We start from the raw sequence: 22,805 nt of genomic DNA, 5'->3' as shown, positions 1-22,805 counted from the left end.
CGCCGTGACGGGTGGCTTCGGGTCCATGAGCACCCCGCTCGTTCTGTTTCGGGTGTCTTACTTAGATGCCCGAAAAGTGAGGTAGTTCACGTCACAACTTTGTCGCGTTCGCGGGGAGTTTCCGGAGGTGGCGACATGTTTCCGCAGCCGGACGGCCGCGGTGGGTCGATCACGCGGGGCCGTCCCGGGTGAGTCCGGCGGACCGGCGTGGCGCTACCGTGAGAGCCATGACCAGCCCCTCGGCCACCGGCAGGTGCGACCTCACGGTCTTCTGGGACGAACGGCTCACCTCCTACGATTTCGGTCCGGGGCATCCGATGAACCCCGTCCGGGTCGAGCTGACGATCGCGCTCGCCCGCGAGTTCGGCCTGCTGGACGATCCCTCCGTGCGGGTCGCCGCGTTCGAGGCGGCCGACGACAAGCTGCTCCGGCTCGTCCATGAGGAGGCGTACATCGCGGCCGTCCGGCACGCCGGGGAGACCGGCCTCCCCGAACCGGCGCACGGCCTCGGCACCGACGACAACCCGGTCTTCCTCGGCATGCACGAGGCGTCCGCGCTGGTCGCGGGCGCGTCGGTGGCCGGAGCGCGGGCCGTCTGGACGGGCGCGGCCGGGCACGCGGTCAACGTGTCCGGCGGGCTGCACCACGCGCTCGCCGGGGCCGCCAGCGGATTCTGCGTCTACAACGACCCGGCGATCGCGATCGCGTGGCTGCTGGAGAACGGCGCCGAGCGCGTCGCCTACGTGGACATCGACGTCCACCACGGCGACGGTGTCCAGGCCGCGTTCTACGACGACCCGCGCGTGCTGACGATCAGCCTCCACGAGACGCCGCGCACGCTGTTCCCCGGCACCGGGTTCCCCAACGAGAGCGGCGGACCCGGCGCGGAGGGGACGGCCGTCAACGTGGCGCTCCCGCCCGGCACCGGCGACGCGCTCTGGCTGCGGGCCTTCGACGCGACCGTCCCGGCGCTGCTGCGTGCGTTCCGGCCGCAGATCCTGGTCACCCAGCACGGCGCGGACGCGCACGCCCTCGACCCGCTCGCCCACCTGATCCTCACCGTGGACGGCCAGCGCACCGCCTACGCCGCGCTCCACCGGCTCGCGCACGAGGTCGCGGGCGGACGCTGGCTCGCCACCGGCGGCGGTGGCTACGAGCTGGTCCAGGTCGTCCCGCGCGCCTGGACGCACCTGATCGCCGAGGCCGCCGGACGGCCCGTCCCGCCGGACACCGCGACGCCCGACCCGTGGCGCGCGTTCGTCCGCGACCGCGTGGACGAGATCGCGCCGCGCCGGATGACCGACGGCCACCCGACCGTCGAGTTCCACCCCTGGTCGGACGGCATGGACCCGGCCAACCCGGTCGATCAGGCGATCATGGCGACGCGCCGGGCCGTCTTCCCCGAGCACGGCCTCGACCCCATGCTGGACCTCTGATGGCCGACGTCCCGACCCGCGCCGAGCTGCGCGCCCACCTCGTCCGGACGATGATCGCCGGTGACGTCGCCACGCCGCGCCAGAACAACCTGCTGCACTACCGGCGGATGGCCGCCCGCAACCCCTACTACCTGTTCGGGCTGCGGCTCTCCGAGCGGTGGGGCGAGCGGGACGTCCTGAAGACGATGGTCGAGCTGTGCGGCGTCGATCCGGACCCGCTGCACCTGTACGGCGACGACACGATCGACCCGGAGCTGACCATCGACGCGCTGGAGGCGATGGGCGACCGGATCGGGCTCGCCGCTTCGCGCCGCGAGACCGTCCTGCTGGCGACGGGCCATCCGGCGACGCTCACGCCGGTCTACCGGGCGGTCGCGGAGGCGCTGGCCGGGCGGGGCTGCCGCGTCCTGACGCCCGCCGGCGGCTGGACGTACGAGATCGAGAGCTACGGTCAACGCGAGACCCGCCGGATCGTCTACGCCCCCGAGGGCGTGGCGATGCTGGAGGACGAGACGGGCCGCACCCACCACACGCACGACGCCGCCCCGATGAACGCGATGCTCGCCGAACTCCGCTCCGCCGGGGACGGTTCCGCTAGCGCCTCGCCCGATTCCGCGGGGCCTAAACCTCGACTTTGGCCGGATCTGGCCATCGCCGACCACGGCTGGGCGGGCGCGGCGGGCCAGGCGGGCGTCGACACCGTCGGATTCGCTGACTGTAACGACCCGGCGCTGTTCGCGGGCGCGGCCGAAGGCAAGATCCAGGTCGTGGTGCCGCTGGACGACGGCGTATCGCCGCACCACTACGCGCCGCTGACCGCCTACCTGCTGGACCGCGCCGGACTCGGCTGAGGTCCGGATCCCGGTTTTCGTGATGTCCGCGTGTCACGCGGTGTGACGACAGGCCAGATCCGTGGCTGCCGGGGCGTCCGGGACCGCGACGATCGGCGGAGTCGCAGGTCAATGCGTGTTCCGGGGACTCGAACAGAGATCGCTGCACGGACGGTGCCGTCCCGATGGCGCTCCGTCCGGAACAGCACTGTGGCCTCGGCGTCAGGTCCGGTGGTGCAAATGGGTGGAACTCCCCTCTTGCGACTGTCGGTACACGATTTACGCTGGGGGAAGTACACGTGCGTGATCAAAGTCACCCAAAGGGCCGGTGCGCGGCACGTGTGGAAGAGGGCGTCCGATGAGCTCAGGCGAGCGACCTCTGAGCGAGGTCAGGTTCCTGACCGTCGCCGAAGTGGCGGCGGTGATGCGGGTGTCCAAGATGACCGTCTACCGCCTCGTCCACTCGGGCGAGCTCCCCGCGATCCGCGTGGGACGTTCGTTCCGGGTCCCCGAACAGGCTGTACACGACTATCTGCGCGACGCGTTCATCGAAGCCGGATAGCGGGCATCCGATCGGGGAAGACGACGACAAGGACGGCCGGGGCTCCCGTAGGTCCCGGCCGTCCTGCCTTCCCGGCGGGTGCGCCGCCGCCCGGCCGCCTCGCGGCGGGCAGGCCCCGGCCGGGCCCCCATACCCGCTCGGACGTGCGGATGTGTGGAGCCGCGCCGAGCGGGCAGTGCCCTGGACGGACCGGCTTCGGCTCAGCGGTACCCTTGGGCGACGGACCATGCGCGCAAGGTCGCCCGCCCATCGCGGGCCCCGCCTCGCACCATGGCCCGTCTCCTGTACCGCACCGATACGCCGAGCGAGGTCCCGTGGGCTCTGTCATCAAGAAGCGTCGCAAGCGGATGGCGAAGAAGAAGCACCGCAAGCTGCTGAAGAAGACGCGCATCCAGCGTCGCAACAAGAAGTAGAGAAGACGCCGGCCAGACAGCCGTAAGGGGTGGGGCGCACAGTGTCCTCCATGCCCTCCACCGCGGCCCGTGTCGTCCTCGTCACGGGCGTCTCCCGTTTCCTGGGGGCGCGGGTCGCGAACACCCTCCAAGCCGACCCGGGCATCGAGCGGGTCATCGGCGTGGACACGGTTCCGCCGACGGCCCCGCTGGGCCGCACCGAGTTCGTGCGGGTGGACATCCGCACGCCCGGCATCGCCAAGGTCATCTCGTCCGCCGGGGTGGACACGGTCGTCCATCTCAGCCTGGTCACCAGCCAGGCCGGACCGCGGGCCAAGGCGAAGGAGCTGAACGTCATCGGGACGATGCAGCTGCTCGCCGCGTGCCAGCGCTCGCCCGACACGCGCAAGCTGGTCGTGCGCTCCTCGGCGTCCGTCTACGGGTCCTCCCCGAAGGATCCGGCGGTCTTCACCGAGGAGGACGAGGCGGTCGAGGCGCCCGCGCACGGGTACGCCAAGGACACCGCCGAAGTCGAGGGCTACGTGCGGGGGCTGATGCGGCGCCGCTCCGACCTCACGGTCTCGGTCCTGCGCTTCGCCAACTTCCTCGGCCCGGGGGTGGACTCGCCGCTCACCCGGTACCTCACCATGCCCGTCGTCCCGACGGTGCTGGGGTTCGATCCCCGGCTCCAGTTCGTGCACACCGACGACGGCGTCGAGGTGCTGCGCCGGATGACCGTGGAGGACCATCCCGGCTGCTACAACGTCGCGGGCGACGGAGTGCTGCTGCTGTCGCAGGCGCTCCGCCGCGCCGGACGTCCGCACGTCCCGGTCCCGGCCCAGTCGATGTCCGCCTTCGGCGGGCTCGGCCGCCGGTTCGGCGGCATGCCCGCGTTCTCGCCGGAGCTGCTGCGCTGGCTGATGTACGGCCGGGTCCTCGACACCTCCAGGCTCGCCGCCGAGCTGTCCTGGCGTCCCAAGTACGGTTCGGAGGAGGCGTTCGCCGACTTCGCCTCCGAGCACGGGCACGGCGCGCCGCTCGCCCTGCTCGACCGGCTGGCGGCGGCGATCGGACGCGACTGACCGTCCCCGCGAGGAGGGAGTGACCGGCATGAACGCGCACCACCAGGAGAGTTTCGACGAGGTGGACGGCGCGCGGGTCATCCCGATCCGCCCCGGCGACCCCGGCTCGGAGTCCGGATCCGGCGCGGAGACCGCTGCCGGCGGCCGTGCCGAGGCCGGTTCCGGCCGTGTCCAGACCGGGTCCGGCGACGTGTCCGCGCCGCTTGCGCAGGACGGGTCCGACCGGCATCCCGTCGAGCGCGCCGTGGCGTCCGGGCTCGCCTTCCTGCGCCGCCGCCTGACCGGCGACTACGAGGTGGACGAGTTCGGCTTCGACCCCGAACTGAACGCCACCCTCCTGCTCCCGCCGGCCCGCGCGCTCTACGAGCGCTGGTTCCGGGTCGAGCTGGTGGGGCTGGAGAACGTCCCGGCGAAGGGCGGCGCGCTGCTGGTCGCCAACCACTCCGGCACCGTCCCGCTGGACGGGATCATGCTGTCGGTCGCCACCCACGACCACCTCGACCGTCCGCTCCGGCTGCTCGGCGCCGACCTGGTCTACCAGGTGCCGGTGCTGGGCCACCTGGCCCGCAAGGCGGGCCACACGCTCGCCTGCCCCGCCGACGCCGCGCGGCTGCTCGGCAAGGACGAGCTGGTCGGCGTGTTCCCGGAGGGCTTCAAGGGCATCGGCAAGCCCTACGCCGACCGGTACAAGCTCCAGCGCTTCGGCCGCGGCGGCTTCGTCGAGACCGCGCTGCGCGCCGACGTCCCGATCATCCCGACCGCCATCGTCGGCGCGGAGGAGATCTATCCCAAGATCGCCGATCTCAAGCCGCTGGCCCGGCTGCTCGGCCTGCCCTACTTCCCGGTCACCCCGACGTTCCCGCTGCTGGGCGCGGCCGGCCTGGTCCCGCTGCCGTCGAAGTGGGTGATCCGGTTCGGCGAGCCGATGCCGCTGGCCGACTACGGCCCCGAGGCCGCCGACGACCCGATGACCGTCTTCAACCTGACCGACCACGTCCGCGAGGTCGTCCAGCAGATGCTCTACGAGACCCTGCTCCGCCGCGGCAACCCGTTCCTCTGATCGGCCGGCGCCGCTCGGGGCGATGATTCTCGCGCGCTCCGGCGGTCTCTTCTCCGGATGAATCCGTCCTTAGGTGAGGAGAGACCGATGATCGACCTGACACCCGCATGTGACGAGATGGCGCGGATGCTCGCCGCTATCGACGACGCGCAACTGGACGACCCGACCCCGTGCGCCGAGTACACCGTCGCCGAGCTGATCGGGCATGTGGACGACGCGGCCCGCAACTTCGCCGCGATGGCGCGCGGCGACGGCGAGCCCGCCGACCGCGCGGACGGCCGCGACGGAGTCGCCGGGCACGTGCGCGAGCTCGCCGCGGCATGGCGCCGCGAGGTCGCCTGGAACGGCGTCAGCGAGGGCGCCGGGGTGAAGCTGCCCAACGAGGTGTGGGGCAAGATCGCCCTGACCGAGATGGTCGTGCACGTCTGGGACCTCGCCAAGGCGACCGGGCGGCCGTTCGAGATGCCGGAGGAGACGCTGGAGGCGTGCCTGGAGCATGTCGCGGAGTTCATCCCGACGGCTCCGCTGCCGTCCCTGTGGGAACCGCCGGTGCCGGTCGCCGACGACGCCCCGGTGATCGACCGCATCGTGGGCATCACGGGGCGCAGCCCGGCCTGGCCGTCCTGACGACCGGCGGAGGATCTTCGGATCTCCTCGCCCGGTTGTCGGACTTGATCACTATGGTGCCGGGCCATGACCTACGCTCCCCCCGGCCCTGACCTGACCGCGCTGCGCGCCAAGATCGCGACCGCCTCGCCCGCGGTGGCCTGGAAGTCCATCAGGGAACTCGTCCGGTCCCGCGGCCTCGGCGAGCTCGTCCTCGCGGGCGAGTTCGCCGAGGCCGCCGCCGTCCCGTCCGAGAAGCTGCTCAAGCTCTGGACGAAGGCCCCCGACCCGGACCGGTTCGCCGAGTTCCTGCTCGCTCCCGCGTTCGTCCGCGAGGGACGCGACGAGCTGGAGTTGCGCGGACGCACCTCGCTCGCGGGCGTCCGGCATCTGACCGTCCTGCGGAGGCTGCGCCTGGTCGGCTGCAAGAACCTGACCGGCCTCTCCGAGCTGGCCTCCCTGACCGGGCTGGAAGAGCTCGGCATGGAGGGCGCGGCGTCAGTCACCGACCTGACGCCGCTCGCCGGCCTCACGTCGCTGAAGAGCCTGAACCTGCGCAGCTGCCGGGGCGTGACGAGCGTCTCCGCGCTGCTGGGCCTGCGCGAACTCCGCCACCTCGACCTCCAGAGCTCCGGCGTGCGGGACCTCACCGGGATCGGCGAGGCGCTCCCCTCGCTCCGGCGCCTCGAACTCGCGAACTGCCGCTTCCTGGAGGACGTCACCCCGCTCGCCGGCCTGCGCGAGCTGACCCAGCTGGACCTCTCCCGCACCAAGATCCGCTCGCTCGCCGGGCTGCGCGACCTCGACTCCGTCCGCGAGCTGTCGCTGCACTGCGCGCGCCTGACCAGCCTGGACGGCGTGGACTCGATGCCGTCACTGGAGCGTTTGTGGCTCAGCGGGGCCACCCACCTGACGAGCCTGGACGGCCTCGGGCACCATCCGCGCCTCACCGTCCTGGGCCTTCCGCAGGCCGCCCTGCCCGACCTGCGCCCGCTGAAGAGGCTTCCGGCGCTCACCGACCTGTCGATCAACGAGTACAACAAGCTCACCACACTGGACGGTCTCGAAGGGCACCCGTCCCTGGCCGAGCTCGGGCTCATCTACGCGACCGACATGACGGACTTCTCCGTCCTGGCCGCGATGCCCGCGCTCCGCGAGCTGACCCTCCAGGGCCTCGACCAGCTCGCCGATCTCAGCGCCTTCGCCGGCCTGCGGGACCTGGAGTGCCTCACCCTCGCCTACCTGGACGACCTGCGCAGCCTCGCGTCCCTGACCGACCTGCCGTCCCTGCGCGAGCTGAACCTGTACGACTGCCCCGAGCTGGTCGATCTGGGCGCGGTGCCCGGCTTCCCGGCGCTGGAAGAGGTCGAGATCGACGGCTGCGACGCGCTGCCTTCGGCGACGCTGGAGGACCTCCGCGCCCGGGGCCTCCTCAAGGACTGAGTCAGGACCGGTAGTGCTTGCGGAGCGCGATGCCCGCCGCCACGCCCCCGGCGAGGGCGCCCACGCCCGCGGCGGCGGGGAGGGCGACCATGGTGACCTTGCGGCCCGTCCGGAAGTCGTGGACGGGCCAGCCGTGCTCCCGCGCGTGGTCGCGCAGGGCGGGGTCGGGGTTGACGGCGTTCGGGTGGCCGACCGCGGTCAGCATCGGCAGGTCGTTGACCGAGTCGCTGTAGGCCGAGCAGCGCGAGAGGTCCAGGCCCTCGCGCTGCGCCAGCGCGCGGATGGCCTCGGCCTTGGCGCTGCCGTGCAGCAGGTTGCCGACGAGGCGTCCGGTGTAGACGCCCGCCTCGGTCTCGGCGACGGTGCCGAGCGCGCCGGTCAGGCCGAGGCGGTGCGCGATCGTGCGGGCGACCTCGACCGGGGTCGCGGTGACGAGCCAGACCTGCTGGCCCGCGTCCAGGTGCTGGAGGGCGAGGGACCGGGTGCCCGACCAGATCCGGTCGGCCATCACCTCGTCGTAGATCTCCTCGCTGAGCCGGACGATGTCGGAGACCCGCTGCCCCGCGACGAAGGCGAGTGCGGCCTCGCGGGCGGTGGAGATGTGGTCGGCGTTCTCGGTGCCGCGGACCCGGAAGGCGGCCTGGCCGAGCGCGAAGGTGGCCAGGTCGCGCAGCGTGAAGAGCTTGCGGGCGGCGAGACCGCGGGCGAAGTAGTAGATCGACGCGCCGCGCATCATCGTGTTGTCGACGTCGAAGAACGCGGCCGCGCGCCGGTCGGCCTCGGGGGCGGGCGGCCGGTGCTCGGCCGCCGCTGCCGCCGCCTCGCCCGCGCTCACGTGGTCCTCGTCCTCGCGCTGCCAGAAGTCCCGCTGCCAGATTCGCCGCATGACCCGAGCGTATTCAACCGGTCGCACGATCAGCCGCGCAGGTCGTCCGGGAGCATCCGGGCCAGGGACCGGACGGCGCGGTACTGGAGCGCCTTCACCGCCCCCGTCTTCTTGCCCATGACCACCGCCGTCTCGGCCACCGAGAGGCCGTGCAGGAAGCGCAGCACGACGCACTGCCGCTGCTCCTCGCCCAGCCGCCGGACGGCCGCGAGGACGGCCCGGTGGGTGATCGAGTCCAGCACGGCGCGCTCCGGCCCCTCCTGCGGACGCTCCGGTTCGAGCAGGTCGCCCGTGCAGACCTCCAGCCGGTAGCGGCCGGACTTGAAGTGGTCGGCGACCAGGTTCCGGGCGATGGTGACCAGCCAGGCGCCGAAGTCCTTGCCCTGCCAGCTGAAGTCGCCCATCCGCCGCCACGCGCGCAGGAACGTCTCGCTGGTCAGGTCCTCGGTGAGGGAGTGCGAGCCGACCCGGTAGTAGACGTAGCGGTAGACGAGGTCCAGGTACCGGTCGTAGAGCTGCCCGAACGCCTCGGCGTCGCCCTCGCGGGCCCGGAGCACCAGGGCCTTCGCCGGATCGCCCACCTCCCGGACGTCCCCGGCGCGGTGCCCCCCGGCCGCGGCGCGGGTGTCGGCCGATCCGAACGCGTCGCCGGATCCGAACGCGCCGGCGGTTCCCAACGTGTTGGGGAGGCCGCTGCCGTCGGCGGCTCCCCGGGCGTCGGCAGGGCCGTGCGCGTCCCGGACGGCCCGCCTGGACGGGACGGTCGCGCGCCGGAGGGAGGGCCGAGCAAACGGTACGGACCGGATGTCGAGGGTCAAGCTGCTCATGCAGTTCTCCTCGGTGCGTACGCGACCTCAGGCGTGAAAGGCCACTGTAGATACGTGCCGGTATGCGAGGCAATGCCCCTGCCGCGCACCGACCGTCGCATCGTTGGCGCGCCGGCGGAAGGCGCCCGAAGTGCACCGTTGAGCCGCCGAACGGACGTCCCGCCCCTGCGCCGGGAAGGCACGCGGGCGGTGCCGGGAGGGCATTCCGAGAGGTCGGGAGGGTCTCCGCCGCCGCGTCCGGACGGGGGCCGGCGCCCGCAAACCGCGCCCGGGTTACCCCTCATCCCTCCGCATCGGGCACCATGGGGCGCGATGGTCAACGCTCTCCTCGCCCTGCTGGCGACCCTCGGCGCCTTAACCGCCGCCGGGTTGCTGGTCAAGCGCGCCTCCACGGACCGCATGCTCTACCTGATCGCGTGGTCGGTCACGCAGGTGGGCCTGTGCCTGGCGCTGCTGGCCATGACGGCGGGCTTCCTGATGAAGTTCAACGCCCCGGTGTTCCGGGTCGTCGAACTCGGCGCGGCGCTGCTCGCGCCGGTCTGGCTCGCGCTCGGCATGGTGGAGCTGATCGCCCGGCTCGTCCAGGTGCGGTTCGTGGCCTGGCTGTTCGCGGTCTCCTACACGCTGGTCGCCACGGTCATCCTGCTGGTGGACCCGCTCAAGGTCTCCACGCTCACCAAGAGCCTGCCCAAGCCGTCGCAGACCTACGACGCCCTGCCGCTGCTGCTGATCGACGGCGCGCACGTGGTGTCGGTGCTGGCGCTGGTCGGCTGCGCGGGCTTCACCGCGTGGCTGGCGTCCCGGCGGGACGTCGAGGCGCAGGAGCTGATGATCCCGATCGCGCTCGTCGCGCTGGCCGGGGTGCTGGTCGTCAGCGGCACCCGCGGCCTGCTGCCCGCGCCCGCCGCGGTGATCGCGCTCGGCGCCGCCGCCGGGCTGGTCTGGTACGGCGCGATGCGCACCCTCCCGGTCTTCGAGGACGCCGAGGAGGACTACGACGATCCCGCGACCGGCTACGACGAGCCGCCCGCCCGCGCCGTCCCGGCGGCGAACGCGATGACCGCCGCTCCGGACCGTCCGGCCGGGCGCCGCAGGCGGCCTCCCGAGGCGATGCCTCCCCAGCCCGTCCCCGCCCCGCCGCCTACCCCGCCGACCCCGTCCACCCCGCCGGCTCTGGGCCCCGGAGGCCCCGGAGGCCCCGGCGGGCCGAACGCGCTGAACGACGTGATGGCCGCCGCGGCCGCTGCCGCCGCCGGAACGCCCGACATGTCGCAGATCTGCGGGCAGATCACCGTCTACACCCTGCTGGACGGCCGGGAGGAGGCGTTCGACCGGCTCGCCGCCGACCTCGCCGCGTCCGCCCGCTCCTCCGAGCCGGACACGCTGGTCTTCGCCTCGCACCAGGTCGTCAACGCGCCCACCCAGCGGATCTTCTACCAGCTCTTCCGCAACGAGGCCGCGTTCGCCGCGCACCAGCGCCTCCCGCACCTGCGCCGCTTCCAGGCCGAGTCCCGCCCGCACGTCCTCACCACGAACGTGATCGAGATCCGGCTGGGCGCCGCCAAGATCCTGCCGCTGCCCGGGGACGGCGCGTCCCCGATCCCGCCGGGGGCGAGGCCGCGCCGATGAGCGAGATCGTCGTGACCATGCTGGGCAAGCCCGGCTGCCACCTCTGCGACGACGCGCGCGCGGTGATCGAGCGGGTCGTCGCCGACGAGGGCGTCCGGTTCGAGGAGCGCGACATCACCCTGGACGAGGAGCTCCAGCGCGAGTACTGGGAGCAGATCCCGGTCACGCTGGTGGACGGCGTCCAGGTGGACTTCTGGCGGGTCGACGAGGCGCGCCTCCGCGCCGCCATCGCCAAGCGCCGCCGCTGATCACCGGCGTCCGCACCGGCCCGTCCCGGCCCCGGTCCGCCGCGGTCCGGCGCGGCCCCGGTCCGCCGCGTCCGGCCGCCGCCGGCGCGGGCGAGGGTAAAACTCCGTGAATGCGGAATGTTCCGTCAGTCACACTCAAGTGCGGTGAAAGTTCCCGGTCGATCGGGCGAAAAGGCCCATTTGCCCGTCCTTGACGTGCGGTGACGCGCCCGGAACGCAGCGATCGCCGCGTTCCGTAAGGCGGGGGCGACTTTGTGCGTGTATTCACAAAGGCTTAATCTGGAAGGCAGCCTCGGGTCCCGGGCACGGTTCCCGTCGCTTCCGGCCCGGACGCGCCCGTGACCGGACCGGACTCAGCGTCGAGCCCCCGAAGAGCAGGCCGTGACACCTCGACAGACCCGCCACCGCGACCGCGTGGACGCCGCCCGACCCCGGGGCATCCCGGAGGCCACCGTGGCCCGGCTGCCGGTCTACCTGCGGGCGCTCCACGCCCTCCAGGACCGCGGCGTCGCCACCGTCTCCTCCGAGGAGCTGGCCGCCGCCGCCGGGGTGAACTCGGCCAAGCTCCGCAAGGACCTGTCCCACCTCGGTTCGTACGGCACCCGCGGGGTCGGGTACGAGGTCGAGTACCTCGTCTACCAGATCTCTCGTGAACTGGGCCTGACCCAGGATTGGGTCGTGGCAATCATCGGGCTCGGTAACCTGGGCCGCGCCCTCGCCGGTTACGGCGGGTTCGCGTCCCGCGGCTTCCGCGTGGCGGGCCTGCTGGACGCCGACGAGCGGATCGTCGGGCAGGAGATCTCCGGCCTCTCGGTCCAGCACATCGACCGCCTGGAGGACGTCATCGGCGAGCACGGCGTGTCCATCGCCGTGATCGCGACGCCCGCGGGCGCGGCGCAGGGCGTCTGCGACCGCGTGGTGGCCGCGGGGGTGACCAGCGTGCTGAACTTCGCGCCGGTCGTGCTCTCGGTCCCCGAGTGGGTGGACGTCCGCAAGGTGGACCTGTCGATCGAACTGCAGATCCTGGCGTTCCACGAGCAGCGCAAGGCGGGCGGCCCGGACGGCGCGAGCGGTCTGAACGGCCGCCCGCGCGGTCTGAACGGCTCGCCGCCCGAGCCCGTGCAGTACGTGGAGGCGGCCGAGTGATGCGCGGTCGGTCGATTCCCGGGCGGCGCGCGGGCGGGACGCGCACAATCCCGTACGGGCCGAGCACAATCCCGTACGGGCCGCGAACGGCCCCGTACGGGCCGAGCACGGCCCCGCACGGGCCGCGCACGGCTTCGCGCCGGGCGTGCGCCATCCCGCACGGGGCATGGACGGTCCCGCACGGGCCGCGCACGGCTTCGCGCCGGGCGTGCGCCATCCCGCACGGGGCATGGACGGTCCCGCACGGGGCGTGGACGGTGCGGGCGGACGAGCGGACGACGACGAACGAGCGAGAGCGGAGAACCGGCCGATGAGCGTGCTCGTGGTGGGCCTCAGCCACCGCAGTGCACCGGTGGCGCTGCTGGAGCGGGCCGCGGTGTCGGGCGACGACCTGCTGAAACTGCTGCACTCGGTGCGCGACTGCGGGCACGTGTCCGAGACGGCGATCGTCTCCACCTGCAACCGCGTCGAGGTCTACGCGGTCGTGGACCGGTTCCACGGCGGCGTCACCGCGGTGTCGGAGCTGCTCGCGCTGCACAGCGGCGTCCCGCTGGAGGAGCTGTCCCGGCACCTCTACGTGCACTACGAGGAGCGGGCCGTCCAGCACGTGTTCGCGGTCGCGAGCGGCCTGGACTCCATGGTCGTCGGCGAGGGGCAGATCCTCGGCCAGATCCGGCAGGCGTTCAAGCTCGCGCAGGACGAGCACACCATCGGCCGCGACCTGCACGACCTGCTCCAGCGGGCGCTGCGGGTCGGCAAGCGGGCGCACCACGAGACCGGGATCGACCAGGCCGGGGCGTCCCTGGTCAGCGTCGGCCTCCAGGTCGCCGGGAAGCATCTCGGGCCGCTGCCGGGGCGGCGCGCCCTGGTCGTCGGGGCGGGCTCGATGAGCTCGCTGGCCGCCGCGACGCTGAGCCGCGCCGGCGCGGGCGAGATCGTGATCGCCAACCGGACGTACGACACCGCCGTCCGGCTCGCCGCGTCGCTGGAGGTCCCGGCCCGCGCGATCCGGATGGACGAGCTGGCCGACGCCCTCGCCGCGGCCGATCTGATCGTCTCCTGCACGGGCGCGACCGGCCGCGTCATCACGGCCGACATGCTGACCGCAATCGACCGCAAACGGTTCTTCCTGGACCTGGCGCTGCCGCACGACGTGGATCCGGGCGTCCGCGAGGTCCCGGGGGTGGAGCTCGCCGGCCTGGACGAGCTGCGGGTCGCGCAGGAGGCCGCGAAGGCGATCGGGCCGGAGGCGGTCGAGCAGGTCAAGCGGATCGTCTGCGACGAGGTCTCGGCCTACCTGTCGGCGGCGCGCGCGGCGGCGGTCGCGCCGACCGTGGTGGCGCTGCGGTCCAAGGCCGCCGAGGTGGTGGACGCCGAGCTGGCCCGGCTCGCGGGGCGCCTGCCCGACATCGACGAACGGGCCTACAAGGAGATCGCCCAGACTGTCCGGCGGGTGGCCGACAAGCTGCTGCACGCCCCGACCGTCCGGGTGAAGGAGCTGGCGGCGGCGCCCGGGGGGGACGCCTACGCCGACGCGTTGCGCGAGCTTTTCGGACTCGACCCGAGCAGGCCCGAGGCCGTGGCGCGCGCCGACAACATCGAAGGAAGCCAGACGTGACGGAATCGGACCGGCGACTGCGGCTCGGCACGCGCAGGAGCCTGATGGCCACCACCCAGTCCGGTCTGGTCGCCGACGCATTGACGCAGGCCACGGGGCTTGGCGTCGAGCTGGTCGGGGTAACGACCGAGGGTGATGTATCCAAGGCACTGCTCGCGCAGATCGGGGGGACCGGGGTCTTCGTCAACCGGCTCCGGGAGGAGCTGCTGGCCGGCGAGGTGGACTTCGCGGTGCACAGCCTGAAGGACCTGCCCACCGGGCCCGCCGACGGGATCGTGCTCGCCGCCGTCCCGCGCCGCGACGACCCGCGGGACGCCCTGTGCGGCCCGCACAAGCTCGCCGACCTGCCCGCGGGCGCGCGCGTCGGGACGGGCGCGGCGCGGCGCGTCGCGCAGCTGCGCGTCCTGCGTCCCGACCTGGACATCGTGCCGATCCGCGGCAACGCCGACACCCGGCTCCGCAAGGTCACCGACGGCGAGCTGGACGCGGTCGTCCTCGCGCACGCCGGGCTGAAGCGCATCGGACGGCTGGACGACGTCGCCGAGGTGTTCGAGCCGGACACCGTGCTGCCCGCGCCCGGCCAGGGCGCGCTGGCGCTGGAGTGCCGCGCGGACGATCCGGAGCTGCGCGAGCTGCTCGCCACCCTGGACGACCCGGACACCCGCGCCGCCGTCACCGCCGAACGCACGGTCCTCGCCGTGCTGGAGGGCGGCTGCTCGGCGCCCATCGGCGCGTACGCGGTCGTCACCGAAAGCACGCTGCACCTGACCGCCACCGTCGTCGCGCACGACGGGAGCCGGCAGGTGCGGCTGTCCGCCAGCGGCCACCCCGACCGGGCCGCCGAGACGGGCCGCGCGCTCGCCGAGGCGCTGCTCGAACGGGGCGCCGACCAGTTGATGGGGGAGGGCGATTCGTGAGCCCCGTAAGCGGCCCCGGTAATTCCGTGACCGACCCGGACGCCGGCCGGGTGTTCCTCGTCGGCGCCGGACCCGGCGACCCGAAGCTGCTCACCCTGCGCGCGGTGGAGGTGCTGAACGGCGCGGACGTGGTGATCGCGCCGGTCGCGCAGGTCCATCCCGAGGTGCTGACGCACCGCCGCGCGGACGCCGAGCTGGTCGACTCCGCCGAGGTCGCCGACCCGGTGAAGCTGGCCGTGAAGCACGCCCGGGCGGGCCGTCGCGTGGCCCGGCTGTCGGCCGGCGACCCGGCGCTGGCCTGCGACATGGCGTCCTGGGGCGAGGCGCTGCACAAGGCGGGCGTCCCGTTCGAGGTCGTGTCCGGCGTGTCCGCGCTGACCGGTGTGCCCGGTTACGCGGGCATCCCGCTGACCGACGACCGGCACCGCGAGGTGCGGTTCATCGACGCGTCCGAGGGCGGCGTCGACTGGGCCGAGTTCTCCGACCCGTCCGCGACGCTGGTGATCGCCGGGGTCGAGCACTCGGTCGCCGAGGTGTGCAAGTCGCTCGTCGCGGTCGGACGGCCCGACTCCACGCCCGCCGCGATGACCATGCTCGGCACCACCACCGAGCAGGAGACCGTGGTCTCCGACCTCAAGCGGCTCGCGGCCGAGGCCAAGGGCATGGAGGTCCCGGCGCTGATCATCGTCGGCGACGTGGTGCGGTGGCGGGACCGGCTCGGCTGGTTCGAGGCCAAGCCGCTGTTCGGCTGGCGGGTCCTGGTGCCCCGTACCAAGGAGCAGGCCGCGTCGCTGTCGGAGCAGCTCCGCTCGTACGGGGCCGTCCCGGACGAGGTGCCGACGATCTCCGTCGAGCCGCCGCGCACGCCGCAGCAGATGGAACGCGCCGTCAAGGGTCTGGTCACCGGCCGGTACGAGTGGGTGGTGTTCACCTCCACCAACGCCGTCCGCGCGGTGAAGGAGAAGTTCCAGGACTACGGCCTCGACGCCCGCGCGTTCGCCGGGCTGAAGGTCGCGGCGGTCGGCGAGGCCACCGCGAAGGCGCTGGTCGAGTTCGGCGTCCAGCCCGATCTCACGCCGTCCGGGCAGCAGTCGTCCGAGGGCCTGGTCGAGGTCTGGCCGCCCTACGACGAGGACCTCGACCCGATCAACCGGGTGCTGCTGCCGCGCGCCGACATCGCGACCGACACGCTCATCGCGGGCCTGACCGACCTCGGCTGGGAGTGCGAGGACGTGACCGCCTACCGGACGGTCCGGGCCGCGCCGCCGCCCGCGCCGATCCGCGAGGCGATCAAGGGCGGCGGGTTCGACGCGGTGCTGTTCACCTCGTCGTCCACCGTGAAGAACCTCATCGGCATCGCGGGCAAGCCGCACAACGTGACCGTCATCGCCTGCATCGGCCCGCAGACCGCCAAGACCGCCGAGGAGTACGGCCTGCGGGTGGACGTGATGTCGCCCAAGCCGTCGGTCTCCGCGCTGGCCGAGGCGCTCGCGGAGTACGGTGCGAAGCGGAGGGCCGCCCAGATCGAGAACGGCGACCCGCTGCGCAAGCCCAGCCAGATGCGCCGGGGCGCGCGCCGCCGCAAGTAGCCACCCCGCGGCGGGCGCCCGGTGACCCGGCGCGCCCGCCGTTTTCCGTCCCCACCTGGAGATGACTGAGATGTCCGCCCAGTTCCCCGTCGCCCGGCCGCGCCGCCTCCGCCGCACCCCGGCGCTGCGCCGGCTCACCGCCGAGACCCGGCTCGCCCCGGCCGACATGGTGCTGCCGATGTTCGTCAAGGAGGGCATCACCGAGCCGCAGCCGATCCCGTCCATGCCCGGCGTCGTGCAGCACTCCCGCGAGTCGCTGCGCAAGGCCGCGCACGAGGCGGCCGAGGCGGGCGTCGGCGGGATCATCGTGTTCGGCGTCCCGGCCGTGAAGGACGCCGTGGGCTCGGGCGCGGACGCGCCGGACGGGATCGTCCAGGTCGCGGTGGGCGACCTGGCCGCCGACCTCGGCGACTCGACCGTGATCATCACCGACGCGTGCCTGGACGAGTTCACCGACCACGGCCACTGCGGCCTGCTCACCCCGTCCGGCGAGATCGACAACGACGCGACCCTGGAGCGGTACGCCTCGATCGCGGTCGCGCAGGCCGATGCCGGGGCGGCCGTCATCGCGCCGTCCGGGATGATGGACGGCCAGGTCGAGGCGATCCGCTCCGCGCTGGACTCGGCCGGGCACGAGCAGGTGTCGATCCTGGGCTACTCGGTCAAGTACGCCTCCGCCTACTACGGCCCGTTCCGCGACGCCGCCGAGTGCGCGCCGCAGTTCGGCGACCGCGCCTCCCACCAGCAGGACCCGGCCAACGCCGACGAGTCGCTGCGCGAGGTCTTCCTCGACCTGGACGAGGGCGCGGACATGGTCATGGTGAAGCCCGCCGGGGCCTACCTCGACATCGTCCGGCGGGTCCGGGACGCCGTGGACGTCCCCGTCGCCGCCTACCAGGTCAGCGGCGAGTACGCGATGATCGAGGCCGCCGCCGCCAACGGCTGGCTGGACCGGGACCGCACGATCATGGAGTCGCTGATCGCGATCCGCCGCGCCGGGGCCGACATCGTGCTCACCTACTACGCGACGGAGGTCGCCCGCGCGCTGGGCTGAACCGCACCGCGGGGCGGGTGATCAATTGCCGGTGATCACTTCCTCCTAGTCACTTGGGACCGTTTCCGGGGGGTTGCCGTGTCCCGGCGGCCTCCCGACCGGCATCATCGACTGACAAGAGAGCCGGACGGGGCCGGTGGCGCGGCCCGGGTGATTGGGGGCGTCATCGTGCTTGCGGTCTCGGGCAACAGGAACAGACGGACTCGCGAACAGCCGCCCTCCATGGCGGACGCCGCGCGCGCCTACGCGGCCCTGGGCTGGCCCTGCGTACCGGGCGCGCACGCGGGCCGCGACCGGGCCTGCTCGTGCGACCGCATCGGCTGTCCCGACCCGGCCGCGCACCCCGTCTCCGCCGCCTGGGCGATCCAGGCCACCGTCGAGCCCGCCGTGATCGACCGCTGGTGGACCGAGCGTCCCGAGGCCAACGTCATCCTCCCGACCGGCCGCGTGTTCGACGTCTTCGACGTCCCGTCCGAGGCCGGGGCCGACGCCCTCGCCCGGCTGGAGGCCGAGGGCCTCCCGGTCGGCCCGGTCGCGCATGTCGGCGACGAGCGGTACCTGTTCTTCGTCGCCACCCGAGGCGCCCCCGTGGACGAGGACGAGTGGTGGTCCTGCCATCTCGACTGCTCGCCCGAGACCGTCGCCGAGACGCCCGGCATGCGCTGGCACTGCCGCGACAGCTACGTGGTCGCCCCGCCGTCCGTCCTGGCCCACGGGCGGACGGCCGGCTGGATCCGTCCGCCGCAGGACGCCCCGCTTCCCGACCCCCTGCGCCTCCTCGAAGTCCTCGCCGACGCCTGCGAGGCGCTCTGACCGCTCAGCGCCTGCGCCGCCTGCGGGAGGCGCCTGCGGCGGCCGCTCAGCGGTCGGCGGTCTCGGACGCGCGGGTCTTCTCGGGTTCGGAGACGTAGCCGCTCGCCTGGAGGGCGAACAGGCGCGCGTACGCGCCGCCGCGCTCCATCAGCTCCTCGTGGGTGCCCTGCTCGGCGATCCGGCCGTCCGCCAGCACGACGATGAGGTCGGCCTCGCGCACCGCGCCGAGGCGGTGCGAGATGAGCACGCTGGTCCGGCCCGTCCGGTGCTCCCGCAGGGACGCGTGGACGGCGTGCTCGGCCTCCGCGTCCAGGCCGGAGCTCGGCTCGTCGAGCAGCAGCAGGTCCCGGTCGTCGCGCAGGAGCGCCCGCGCCAGCGCGAGCCGCTGCCACTGGCCGCCGGAGAGCGCCGCCCCCGCCGCGTCGCCGGGGCCCGCGAAGATCCGGCTCAGCATGGTGTCGTAGCCGTCCGGCAGGGCCTCGACGGCGTCGTGGATCCCGGCGCGGCGCGCGGCGGCTTCGATCCGCCCGGGCTCTCCGGCGGCGGCGAGATCGCCGAGCATGATGTTCTCCGCCGCGGTCAGGTCGTACTCCATGAAGTCCTGGAAGACGGCGCCGACGCGGTCGCGCAGCTCGGCGGGGTCGAGGTCGCGGAGGTCCACGCCGTCCCAGGTGACCGAGCCGCGGTCCGGGTCGTAAAGCCGGCACAGCAGCTTGACCAGCGTGCTCTTGCCCGCGCCGTTCACGCCGACGAGGGCGACGCTGCGTCCGTGCGGGACGACCAGGTCGATGCCGCGCAGCACCCAGGGCTGGTCCTCGCCGTAGCGGAACCACACGTCCCGCAGCTCGATGCCGCGCCGCATCGCGGGCACGGGACGCGGATCGGGGCGCACCGGCAGGTCCGGGCCGGCCTCGGTGACCGTGACGTAGTGGCCGAACAGCAGGAGCGCCTGGTGGGCGTTCGCCCAGCGGTCCACGATCTGGGCGAGCGCGGCCTGCACCCCGGCGACGGCCGCGACGAACATCGTCACGTCGCCGGGCGTGATCCGGTGCGCGGTCGCCGCGAGCACCGCCCAGACCAGGCCGCCCGCCGCGACCGCGCCGCCGAGCAGCGCGAGCAGGCCCTGGCGGCGCAGCGCGGCCACGTCCACGCGGCGCTCGGCGGCGTCGGTGGCGCGCAGCTCGGCCAGCATCCGCGCGCGGAAGAAGTCGCCGAGGCCGAACAGCCGCACCTCCTTGGCGGCCTCGGGCCGGCTCAGCAGCTCGCCGTAGAAGATCTGGCGGCGCAGGCCGGGGCTGATGCCCCACATCGTGCGGGCGCGCTCGCGGCTCAGCCCGAGCTGGATCCACGCGGACGGCAGCGCGGCGAGGAAGATCACCGCGACCAGCCAGGGGTTGACGACCAGCAGCGTCCCGACGAAGCCGGTCAGCAGGAGCGCGGACTGCGCGATCGCGAGCGCGCCGGAGACCAGCCGGTCCGGGGCGTTCTCGGCGGACTCGCGGGCCAGGCGGAGCACGTCCTGAAAGCCGGGGCTCTCGAAGCGGCGCAGGCCCGCGTCCGCGTTCACGGCGCGGAACAGCCGGTCGGACGCCAGCGCCCGGACGGCCCGTTTCAGCTGCTGCTGCACGTAGGTGGACGCGTGCGGCAGGACGGTCACCGCGAGCCCGCACACGGCGAGCCCGGCGGCCAGGGGGAGCAGCTCGGAGCGCCCCTCGCCCGCGGCGAGCGCGTCCAGGACGAGCTTGGTGAGCCACGCGGTCGCGACCGGCGCGGACCCGGCCAGCACCGCGATCGCGACGGCCGCGGGCGTCGCGCGCGGATGCGCCCGCCAGGTGAGGGAGGCGACGCTCATGAGCCGCCGCCGCAGCGGCACCGTCATCGGCGACGGCGTCATGAGCGCCTCCGATCCCTGTCGGCGGGGACGATCCGTTCTCGGCGGACCGGTCACCGGTCGATCAGATCAGCCTTGATCAGGTGGAGCGTGATCGGATCGGTCCTGATCAGGTGCAGTAGGTGATCAGGTGCAGTAGGTGTGGCCGGCGTAGATGCAGCAGTGCATGCCGGTCGAGGTCCACCAGCACGCCTCGGCCTTGGCCTTGGACGACGGCAGGAGCCGGTCGAGCATTCGGTCGCTCAGTCGGGTGAGGGCACGGACCATGGAGAACCACCTCCGGTCGCGGGACTGGTCGAGCGCCGCCGTCGCGGTTCCGGAACCCGCCCGGCGCTCGCTTGCCCAGAAGCTAACCGTCGGCGATCAAGGGCTCAAGAGCCCGGTTCCGCGTTGTGAGTTCTGCGATCAGCGGGGAGCGGATCTTGGTGACCATTGCCGGTTTGACCCGTCCCGGACGGCGCCCGCGCGGGTGCCGCCCAGCCTCCGGAGCACCACGCCCAGCAGCCGCTCGCCTGAGTACAGCCCGCGCTGCCGCGAGTCGACGCTGTCCGGATTGTCGCCGAACACCGCCAGCTTCCCGGACGGCACCGTCCCGCCCTCGCCCGGCACGCCGTCCGGCACCGGGTCGCCGGGCAGCGCGACGACCCGCTTCACGTTCCACGCCACCGTCCGGCCGCGGCCGGGGCCATTGGTCGGGGGCGCCGCGAGGTACTCGCCGGTGGACGGCGGTTCCAGCACGACGACGTCACCGAGCCGGACGTCCGCGAGGCTCCGGCGGCGGACCAGGACGCGGTCGCCGTCCAGGAACGTCGGCGCCATGCTGCGCCCCTCGACCGTGACGACGATCAGCCGCCGCCGGGCCGTCCAGGCGGCGGCCCCGGCGGCCACGGCGGCTCCGGCGAGCCCGGCCGCCCCCAGGACGAAGGCGAGCGGCGTCCGGCCCATCGCGCTCAACGCCGCGGTCAGGCGGCCGGCTTGGGCACGGCGATGGGGGGCTTGCGGGCCCAGTCGGTGTAGGTCGTGAGCAGCCAGTGCGGCTTCGCGCCCGCGCGCAGTTTCAGCTGGACCGGACGGTTCGCCTTGTCGAGACGCAGGAAGAACGTGACCTCCCGCGCGCCCGTGGCACGTGCCAGTTCGGCGTAGAGATCACCGAAGCCGGGCTGCCGGCCGAGCACGTCCAGCGCGGCCGTCCCCTGGTACACCGGGCCGTTGTGCTGGAACTTCGTGGAGTTCTCCAGCAGCGCGGTCACCGCCGGGACCGAGCCCGCCGCGCGGATCTGCGCCGCCAGCGCGGGGTAGCCCTTGGCGGCCACCGGCAACTGCCGCCAGCCCTTGCCCGCGCGCACGTAGGCGCTGTCGCCGATCACCACCGCGCGGCCCGTCCTCTTGGTGTCGCCCGTCCCGGCGAGCTGCATCGTGTAGGACGGCTCGCCGCCCGTGACCAGCGTGAACGAGCCGTGCGCGGTGACGTTGACGCCCGGACCCGTCCGGCGGAACGAGAACGTCGCGGCGGGCGTGCGGGTCGTGGCGTCCCGGATCTGGGCGGCCAGCGCCGCGCCCGGCCCCTGCGGCGCGGGCGACGCGGTCGAGGGGGTGGTCGTGCGGCTCTCCTGCGACGGGTGCGGCGGGTCGGCGCTGTGCTTCTCGCCGCCGGTGAAGGCGTAGGCGGCGCCCGCGCCTCCGGCGACCACGACGACGGCGATCCCGATCACGGCCCAGCGGCGCTTCCCGCCCCCGCCGCCGCCGGACGGCGCGGAGATCCGGTTCTGGCCGGTGATGCGGATCCGCGCCGGGGACGGCTCGGGGATGTCCGCGGTCTCCTTGACCAGCTCGGCCAGGCGGCCCCGGCCCTGCGCCTCCCAGGACGGCCCGTACGCCGCGACCGCCGCCTCCTCCAGCTCGGCGGCGAAGTCGGCGGCGGACGCCGGACGCTTCTCCGGCTCCTTGGCGAGGCCGTGCGCGAGGACGTCCCGCAGCGGCCCCGGCACCTGGTCGACCGGGACGGGCGCGTCGCGGTGCGCCTTGGCCCAGCCGGAGTTGCTGCGGGCGCTGAACGGCGGCCGTCCGGTCAGGCACTCGAAGAAGATCGCCGCGGCGGCGTACAGGTCGGACGCGGCGGACGGCGGCGCGCCGTCCCAGAGTTCGGGCGCGGTGTAGGCGGGCCCGGCGACCGGGCCGAAGCCGAGGCCGAAGTCGGTGAGGCGGGCCTCGCCGTCCGGCGCGACCATCACGTTGGACGGCCGGAGCGCCCCGTGGACGACCTCCCGTCCCTCCCCGGCCGCCAGCCCCAGCAGGACGCCGCCGAGCGCCGAGAGGGCCGCCAGGGGCCCGGCCGGGCCGCGCGCCGCCAGGATGCGGCGCAGCGAGACGCCCTCGGCGCGCTCCATCACGATCGCCGTGCCGCCGCGCGGGGAGGGGTTCTCCACGAAGTCGTAGAGATCGACGACGTTCGGATCCTCCAGTTGGGACAGCCTGCGCGCGACCATCCGGTACCGCGACAGCAGCGCCTCGTCGGACTCCAGGCGCTTGTCGAGGTACCGAATGGCGACCTTGGTCTGGGTCATGTCGTCCACCGCGAGCACCACGCGCCCCGCGGTGCCGCCGCCAAGGTCCCGCTCGTGGGTGAATCCCGGAACCGTCCAGCCGTCGACCACGGTGTGAGCCATCCCTCCGATCCGGCGGCGCCGGCTGAAGAACCGGGGGTGCCGCCGCTCGCGACACCGACATCCCGCCTGAAGCATTCTCGCCTGTCCGCAAGGGGCAGACGACGCCTTTG

General features: G+C 73.5%; 22 protein-coding genes. 16 read left to right on the top strand and 6 right to left on the bottom strand.

All coding sequences use genetic code 11. The features are described 5' to 3' along the window. Nucleotides 1-227: 227 nt before the first annotated feature. From ACFPCY_RS32900 to ACFPCY_RS32865, 8 genes are all read left to right on the top strand, one after another. The gene (locus ACFPCY_RS32900) at nucleotides 228-1,436 is read left to right on the top strand and encodes an acetoin utilization protein AcuC (protein ID WP_378261761.1); all 1,209 of its coding nucleotides are present in this window, start codon (nucleotides 228-230) and stop codon (nucleotides 1,434-1,436) included. Further along, nucleotides 1,436-2,287, top strand: a complete 852-nt coding sequence (locus ACFPCY_RS32895) for a phosphatase (protein ID WP_378261759.1) — start codon at nucleotides 1,436-1,438, stop codon at nucleotides 2,285-2,287. The genes ACFPCY_RS32900 and ACFPCY_RS32895 overlap by 1 nt, the downstream gene beginning before the upstream one ends. Before the next feature lie 337 nt (nucleotides 2,288-2,624). Further along, nucleotides 2,625-2,828: a helix-turn-helix domain-containing protein gene (locus ACFPCY_RS32890; protein ID WP_026414196.1), complete on the top strand. Its 204-nt coding sequence runs from the start codon at nucleotides 2,625-2,627 to the stop codon at nucleotides 2,826-2,828. A 314-nt stretch (nucleotides 2,829-3,142) separates the two neighbouring features. Then, nucleotides 3,143-3,241 (top strand): 30S ribosomal protein bS22, encoded by a 99-nt coding sequence (locus ACFPCY_RS32885; RefSeq protein ID WP_018654693.1) that lies wholly within the window; start codon nucleotides 3,143-3,145, stop codon nucleotides 3,239-3,241. A 50-nt stretch (nucleotides 3,242-3,291) separates the two neighbouring features. Continuing rightward, entirely contained in the window at nucleotides 3,292-4,302 is a 1,011-nt protein-coding gene (locus ACFPCY_RS32880; protein ID WP_378261757.1) for an NAD-dependent epimerase/dehydratase family protein, read from the top strand. Nucleotides 4,303-4,330: 28 nt separating this feature from the next. After that, on the top strand, nucleotides 4,331-5,362 hold the full coding sequence (locus ACFPCY_RS32875; protein WP_378261755.1) for a lysophospholipid acyltransferase family protein: 1,032 nt from the start codon (nucleotides 4,331-4,333) through the stop codon (nucleotides 5,360-5,362). 87 nt (nucleotides 5,363-5,449) lie between these two features. Beyond that, nucleotides 5,450-5,989, top strand: coding sequence for a TIGR03086 family metal-binding protein (locus tag ACFPCY_RS32870; protein WP_378261753.1), 540 nt, complete (start codon nucleotides 5,450-5,452; stop codon nucleotides 5,987-5,989). A gap of 66 nt (nucleotides 5,990-6,055) precedes the next feature. Then, the gene (locus ACFPCY_RS32865) at nucleotides 6,056-7,411 is read left to right on the top strand and encodes a leucine-rich repeat domain-containing protein (RefSeq protein ID WP_378261751.1); all 1,356 of its coding nucleotides are present in this window, start codon (nucleotides 6,056-6,058) and stop codon (nucleotides 7,409-7,411) included. A gap of 1 nt (nucleotide 7,412) precedes the next feature. Here ACFPCY_RS32865 and ACFPCY_RS32860 read toward each other — a convergent pair whose 3' ends face one another. Together ACFPCY_RS32860 and ACFPCY_RS32855 are read right to left on the bottom strand one after the other, a co-directional pair. Then, nucleotides 7,413-8,297 (bottom strand): HAD family hydrolase, encoded by an 885-nt coding sequence (locus tag ACFPCY_RS32860; RefSeq protein ID WP_378261749.1) that lies wholly within the window; start codon nucleotides 8,295-8,297, stop codon nucleotides 7,413-7,415. A gap of 29 nt (nucleotides 8,298-8,326) precedes the next feature. After that, the gene (locus tag ACFPCY_RS32855; RefSeq protein ID WP_378261747.1) at nucleotides 8,327-9,124 is read right to left on the bottom strand and encodes a sigma-70 family RNA polymerase sigma factor; all 798 of its coding nucleotides are present in this window, start codon (nucleotides 9,122-9,124) and stop codon (nucleotides 8,327-8,329) included. 312 nt (nucleotides 9,125-9,436) lie between these two features. Here ACFPCY_RS32855 and ACFPCY_RS32850 point away from each other — a divergent pair, with 312 nt between their 5' ends. The 8 genes from ACFPCY_RS32850 to ACFPCY_RS32815 all read left to right on the top strand — a co-directional run bounded on the left by ACFPCY_RS32850 (nucleotide 9,437) and on the right by ACFPCY_RS32815 (nucleotide 18,138). Continuing rightward, entirely contained in the window at nucleotides 9,437-10,753 is a 1,317-nt protein-coding gene (locus ACFPCY_RS32850; protein ID WP_378261745.1) for a putative quinol monooxygenase, read from the top strand. Beyond that, nucleotides 10,750-11,001, top strand: coding sequence for a glutaredoxin family protein (locus ACFPCY_RS32845; RefSeq protein WP_378261743.1), 252 nt, complete (start codon nucleotides 10,750-10,752; stop codon nucleotides 10,999-11,001). The genes ACFPCY_RS32850 and ACFPCY_RS32845 overlap by 4 nt, the downstream gene beginning before the upstream one ends. 381 nt (nucleotides 11,002-11,382) lie before the next feature. Next, nucleotides 11,383-12,147 (top strand): redox-sensing transcriptional repressor Rex, encoded by a 765-nt coding sequence (locus tag ACFPCY_RS32840; RefSeq protein ID WP_378261741.1) that lies wholly within the window; start codon nucleotides 11,383-11,385, stop codon nucleotides 12,145-12,147. A 310-nt stretch (nucleotides 12,148-12,457) separates the two neighbouring features. Then, nucleotides 12,458-13,765 (top strand): glutamyl-tRNA reductase, encoded by a 1,308-nt coding sequence (locus ACFPCY_RS32835; protein WP_378261739.1) that lies wholly within the window; start codon nucleotides 12,458-12,460, stop codon nucleotides 13,763-13,765. A 44-nt stretch (nucleotides 13,766-13,809) separates the two neighbouring features. After that, nucleotides 13,810-14,682 carry a hydroxymethylbilane synthase gene (hemC, locus tag ACFPCY_RS32830; RefSeq protein ID WP_378262071.1) on the top strand — a complete coding sequence of 291 codons (873 nt, stop codon included), beginning with the start codon at nucleotides 13,810-13,812 and terminating at the stop codon, nucleotides 14,680-14,682. Nucleotides 14,683-14,708: 26 nt separating this feature from the next. After that, complete coding sequence (locus ACFPCY_RS32825) at nucleotides 14,709-16,271, top strand: bifunctional uroporphyrinogen-III C-methyltransferase/uroporphyrinogen-III synthase (RefSeq protein ID WP_378261737.1); 1,563 nt, start codon at nucleotides 14,709-14,711, stop codon at nucleotides 16,269-16,271. A gap of 70 nt (nucleotides 16,272-16,341) precedes the next feature. Then, nucleotides 16,342-17,325, top strand: coding sequence for a porphobilinogen synthase (gene hemB / locus ACFPCY_RS32820; protein WP_378261735.1), 984 nt, complete (start codon nucleotides 16,342-16,344; stop codon nucleotides 17,323-17,325). A gap of 222 nt (nucleotides 17,326-17,547) precedes the next feature. Continuing rightward, nucleotides 17,548-18,138 carry a bifunctional DNA primase/polymerase gene (locus ACFPCY_RS32815; protein WP_378261733.1) on the top strand — a complete coding sequence of 197 codons (591 nt, stop codon included), beginning with the start codon at nucleotides 17,548-17,550 and terminating at the stop codon, nucleotides 18,136-18,138. A 46-nt stretch (nucleotides 18,139-18,184) separates the two neighbouring features. Here ACFPCY_RS32815 and ACFPCY_RS32810 read toward each other — a convergent pair whose 3' ends face one another. From ACFPCY_RS32810 to ACFPCY_RS32795, 4 genes are all read right to left on the bottom strand, one after another. Continuing rightward, nucleotides 18,185-20,032 (bottom strand): ABC transporter ATP-binding protein, encoded by a 1,848-nt coding sequence (locus ACFPCY_RS32810; protein WP_378261731.1) that lies wholly within the window; start codon nucleotides 20,030-20,032, stop codon nucleotides 18,185-18,187. 123 nt (nucleotides 20,033-20,155) lie between these two features. Next, a complete protein-coding gene (locus ACFPCY_RS32805) occupies nucleotides 20,156-20,296 on the bottom strand; it encodes a hypothetical protein (protein ID WP_378261729.1) in 141 nt (46 codons plus the stop codon). Nucleotides 20,297-20,434: 138 nt separating this feature from the next. Beyond that, nucleotides 20,435-20,974 carry a S26 family signal peptidase gene (locus ACFPCY_RS32800; protein ID WP_378261727.1) on the bottom strand — a complete coding sequence of 180 codons (540 nt, stop codon included), beginning with the start codon at nucleotides 20,972-20,974 and terminating at the stop codon, nucleotides 20,435-20,437. A gap of 17 nt (nucleotides 20,975-20,991) precedes the next feature. Then, nucleotides 20,992-22,695, bottom strand: a complete 1,704-nt coding sequence (locus ACFPCY_RS32795) for a protein kinase domain-containing protein (protein WP_378261725.1) — start codon at nucleotides 22,693-22,695, stop codon at nucleotides 20,992-20,994. Between the last annotated feature and the right edge of the window lie 110 nt (nucleotides 22,696-22,805).

Origin of the sequence: Actinomadura gamaensis, from assembly GCF_042652125.1 — a bacterium.
Taxonomy (GTDB): domain Bacteria; phylum Actinomycetota; class Actinomycetes; order Streptosporangiales; family Streptosporangiaceae; genus Spirillospora; species Spirillospora gamaensis.
Note: the sequence above shows the minus strand (reverse complement) of the source record. Positions and strands in the feature narration are given on the sequence as shown.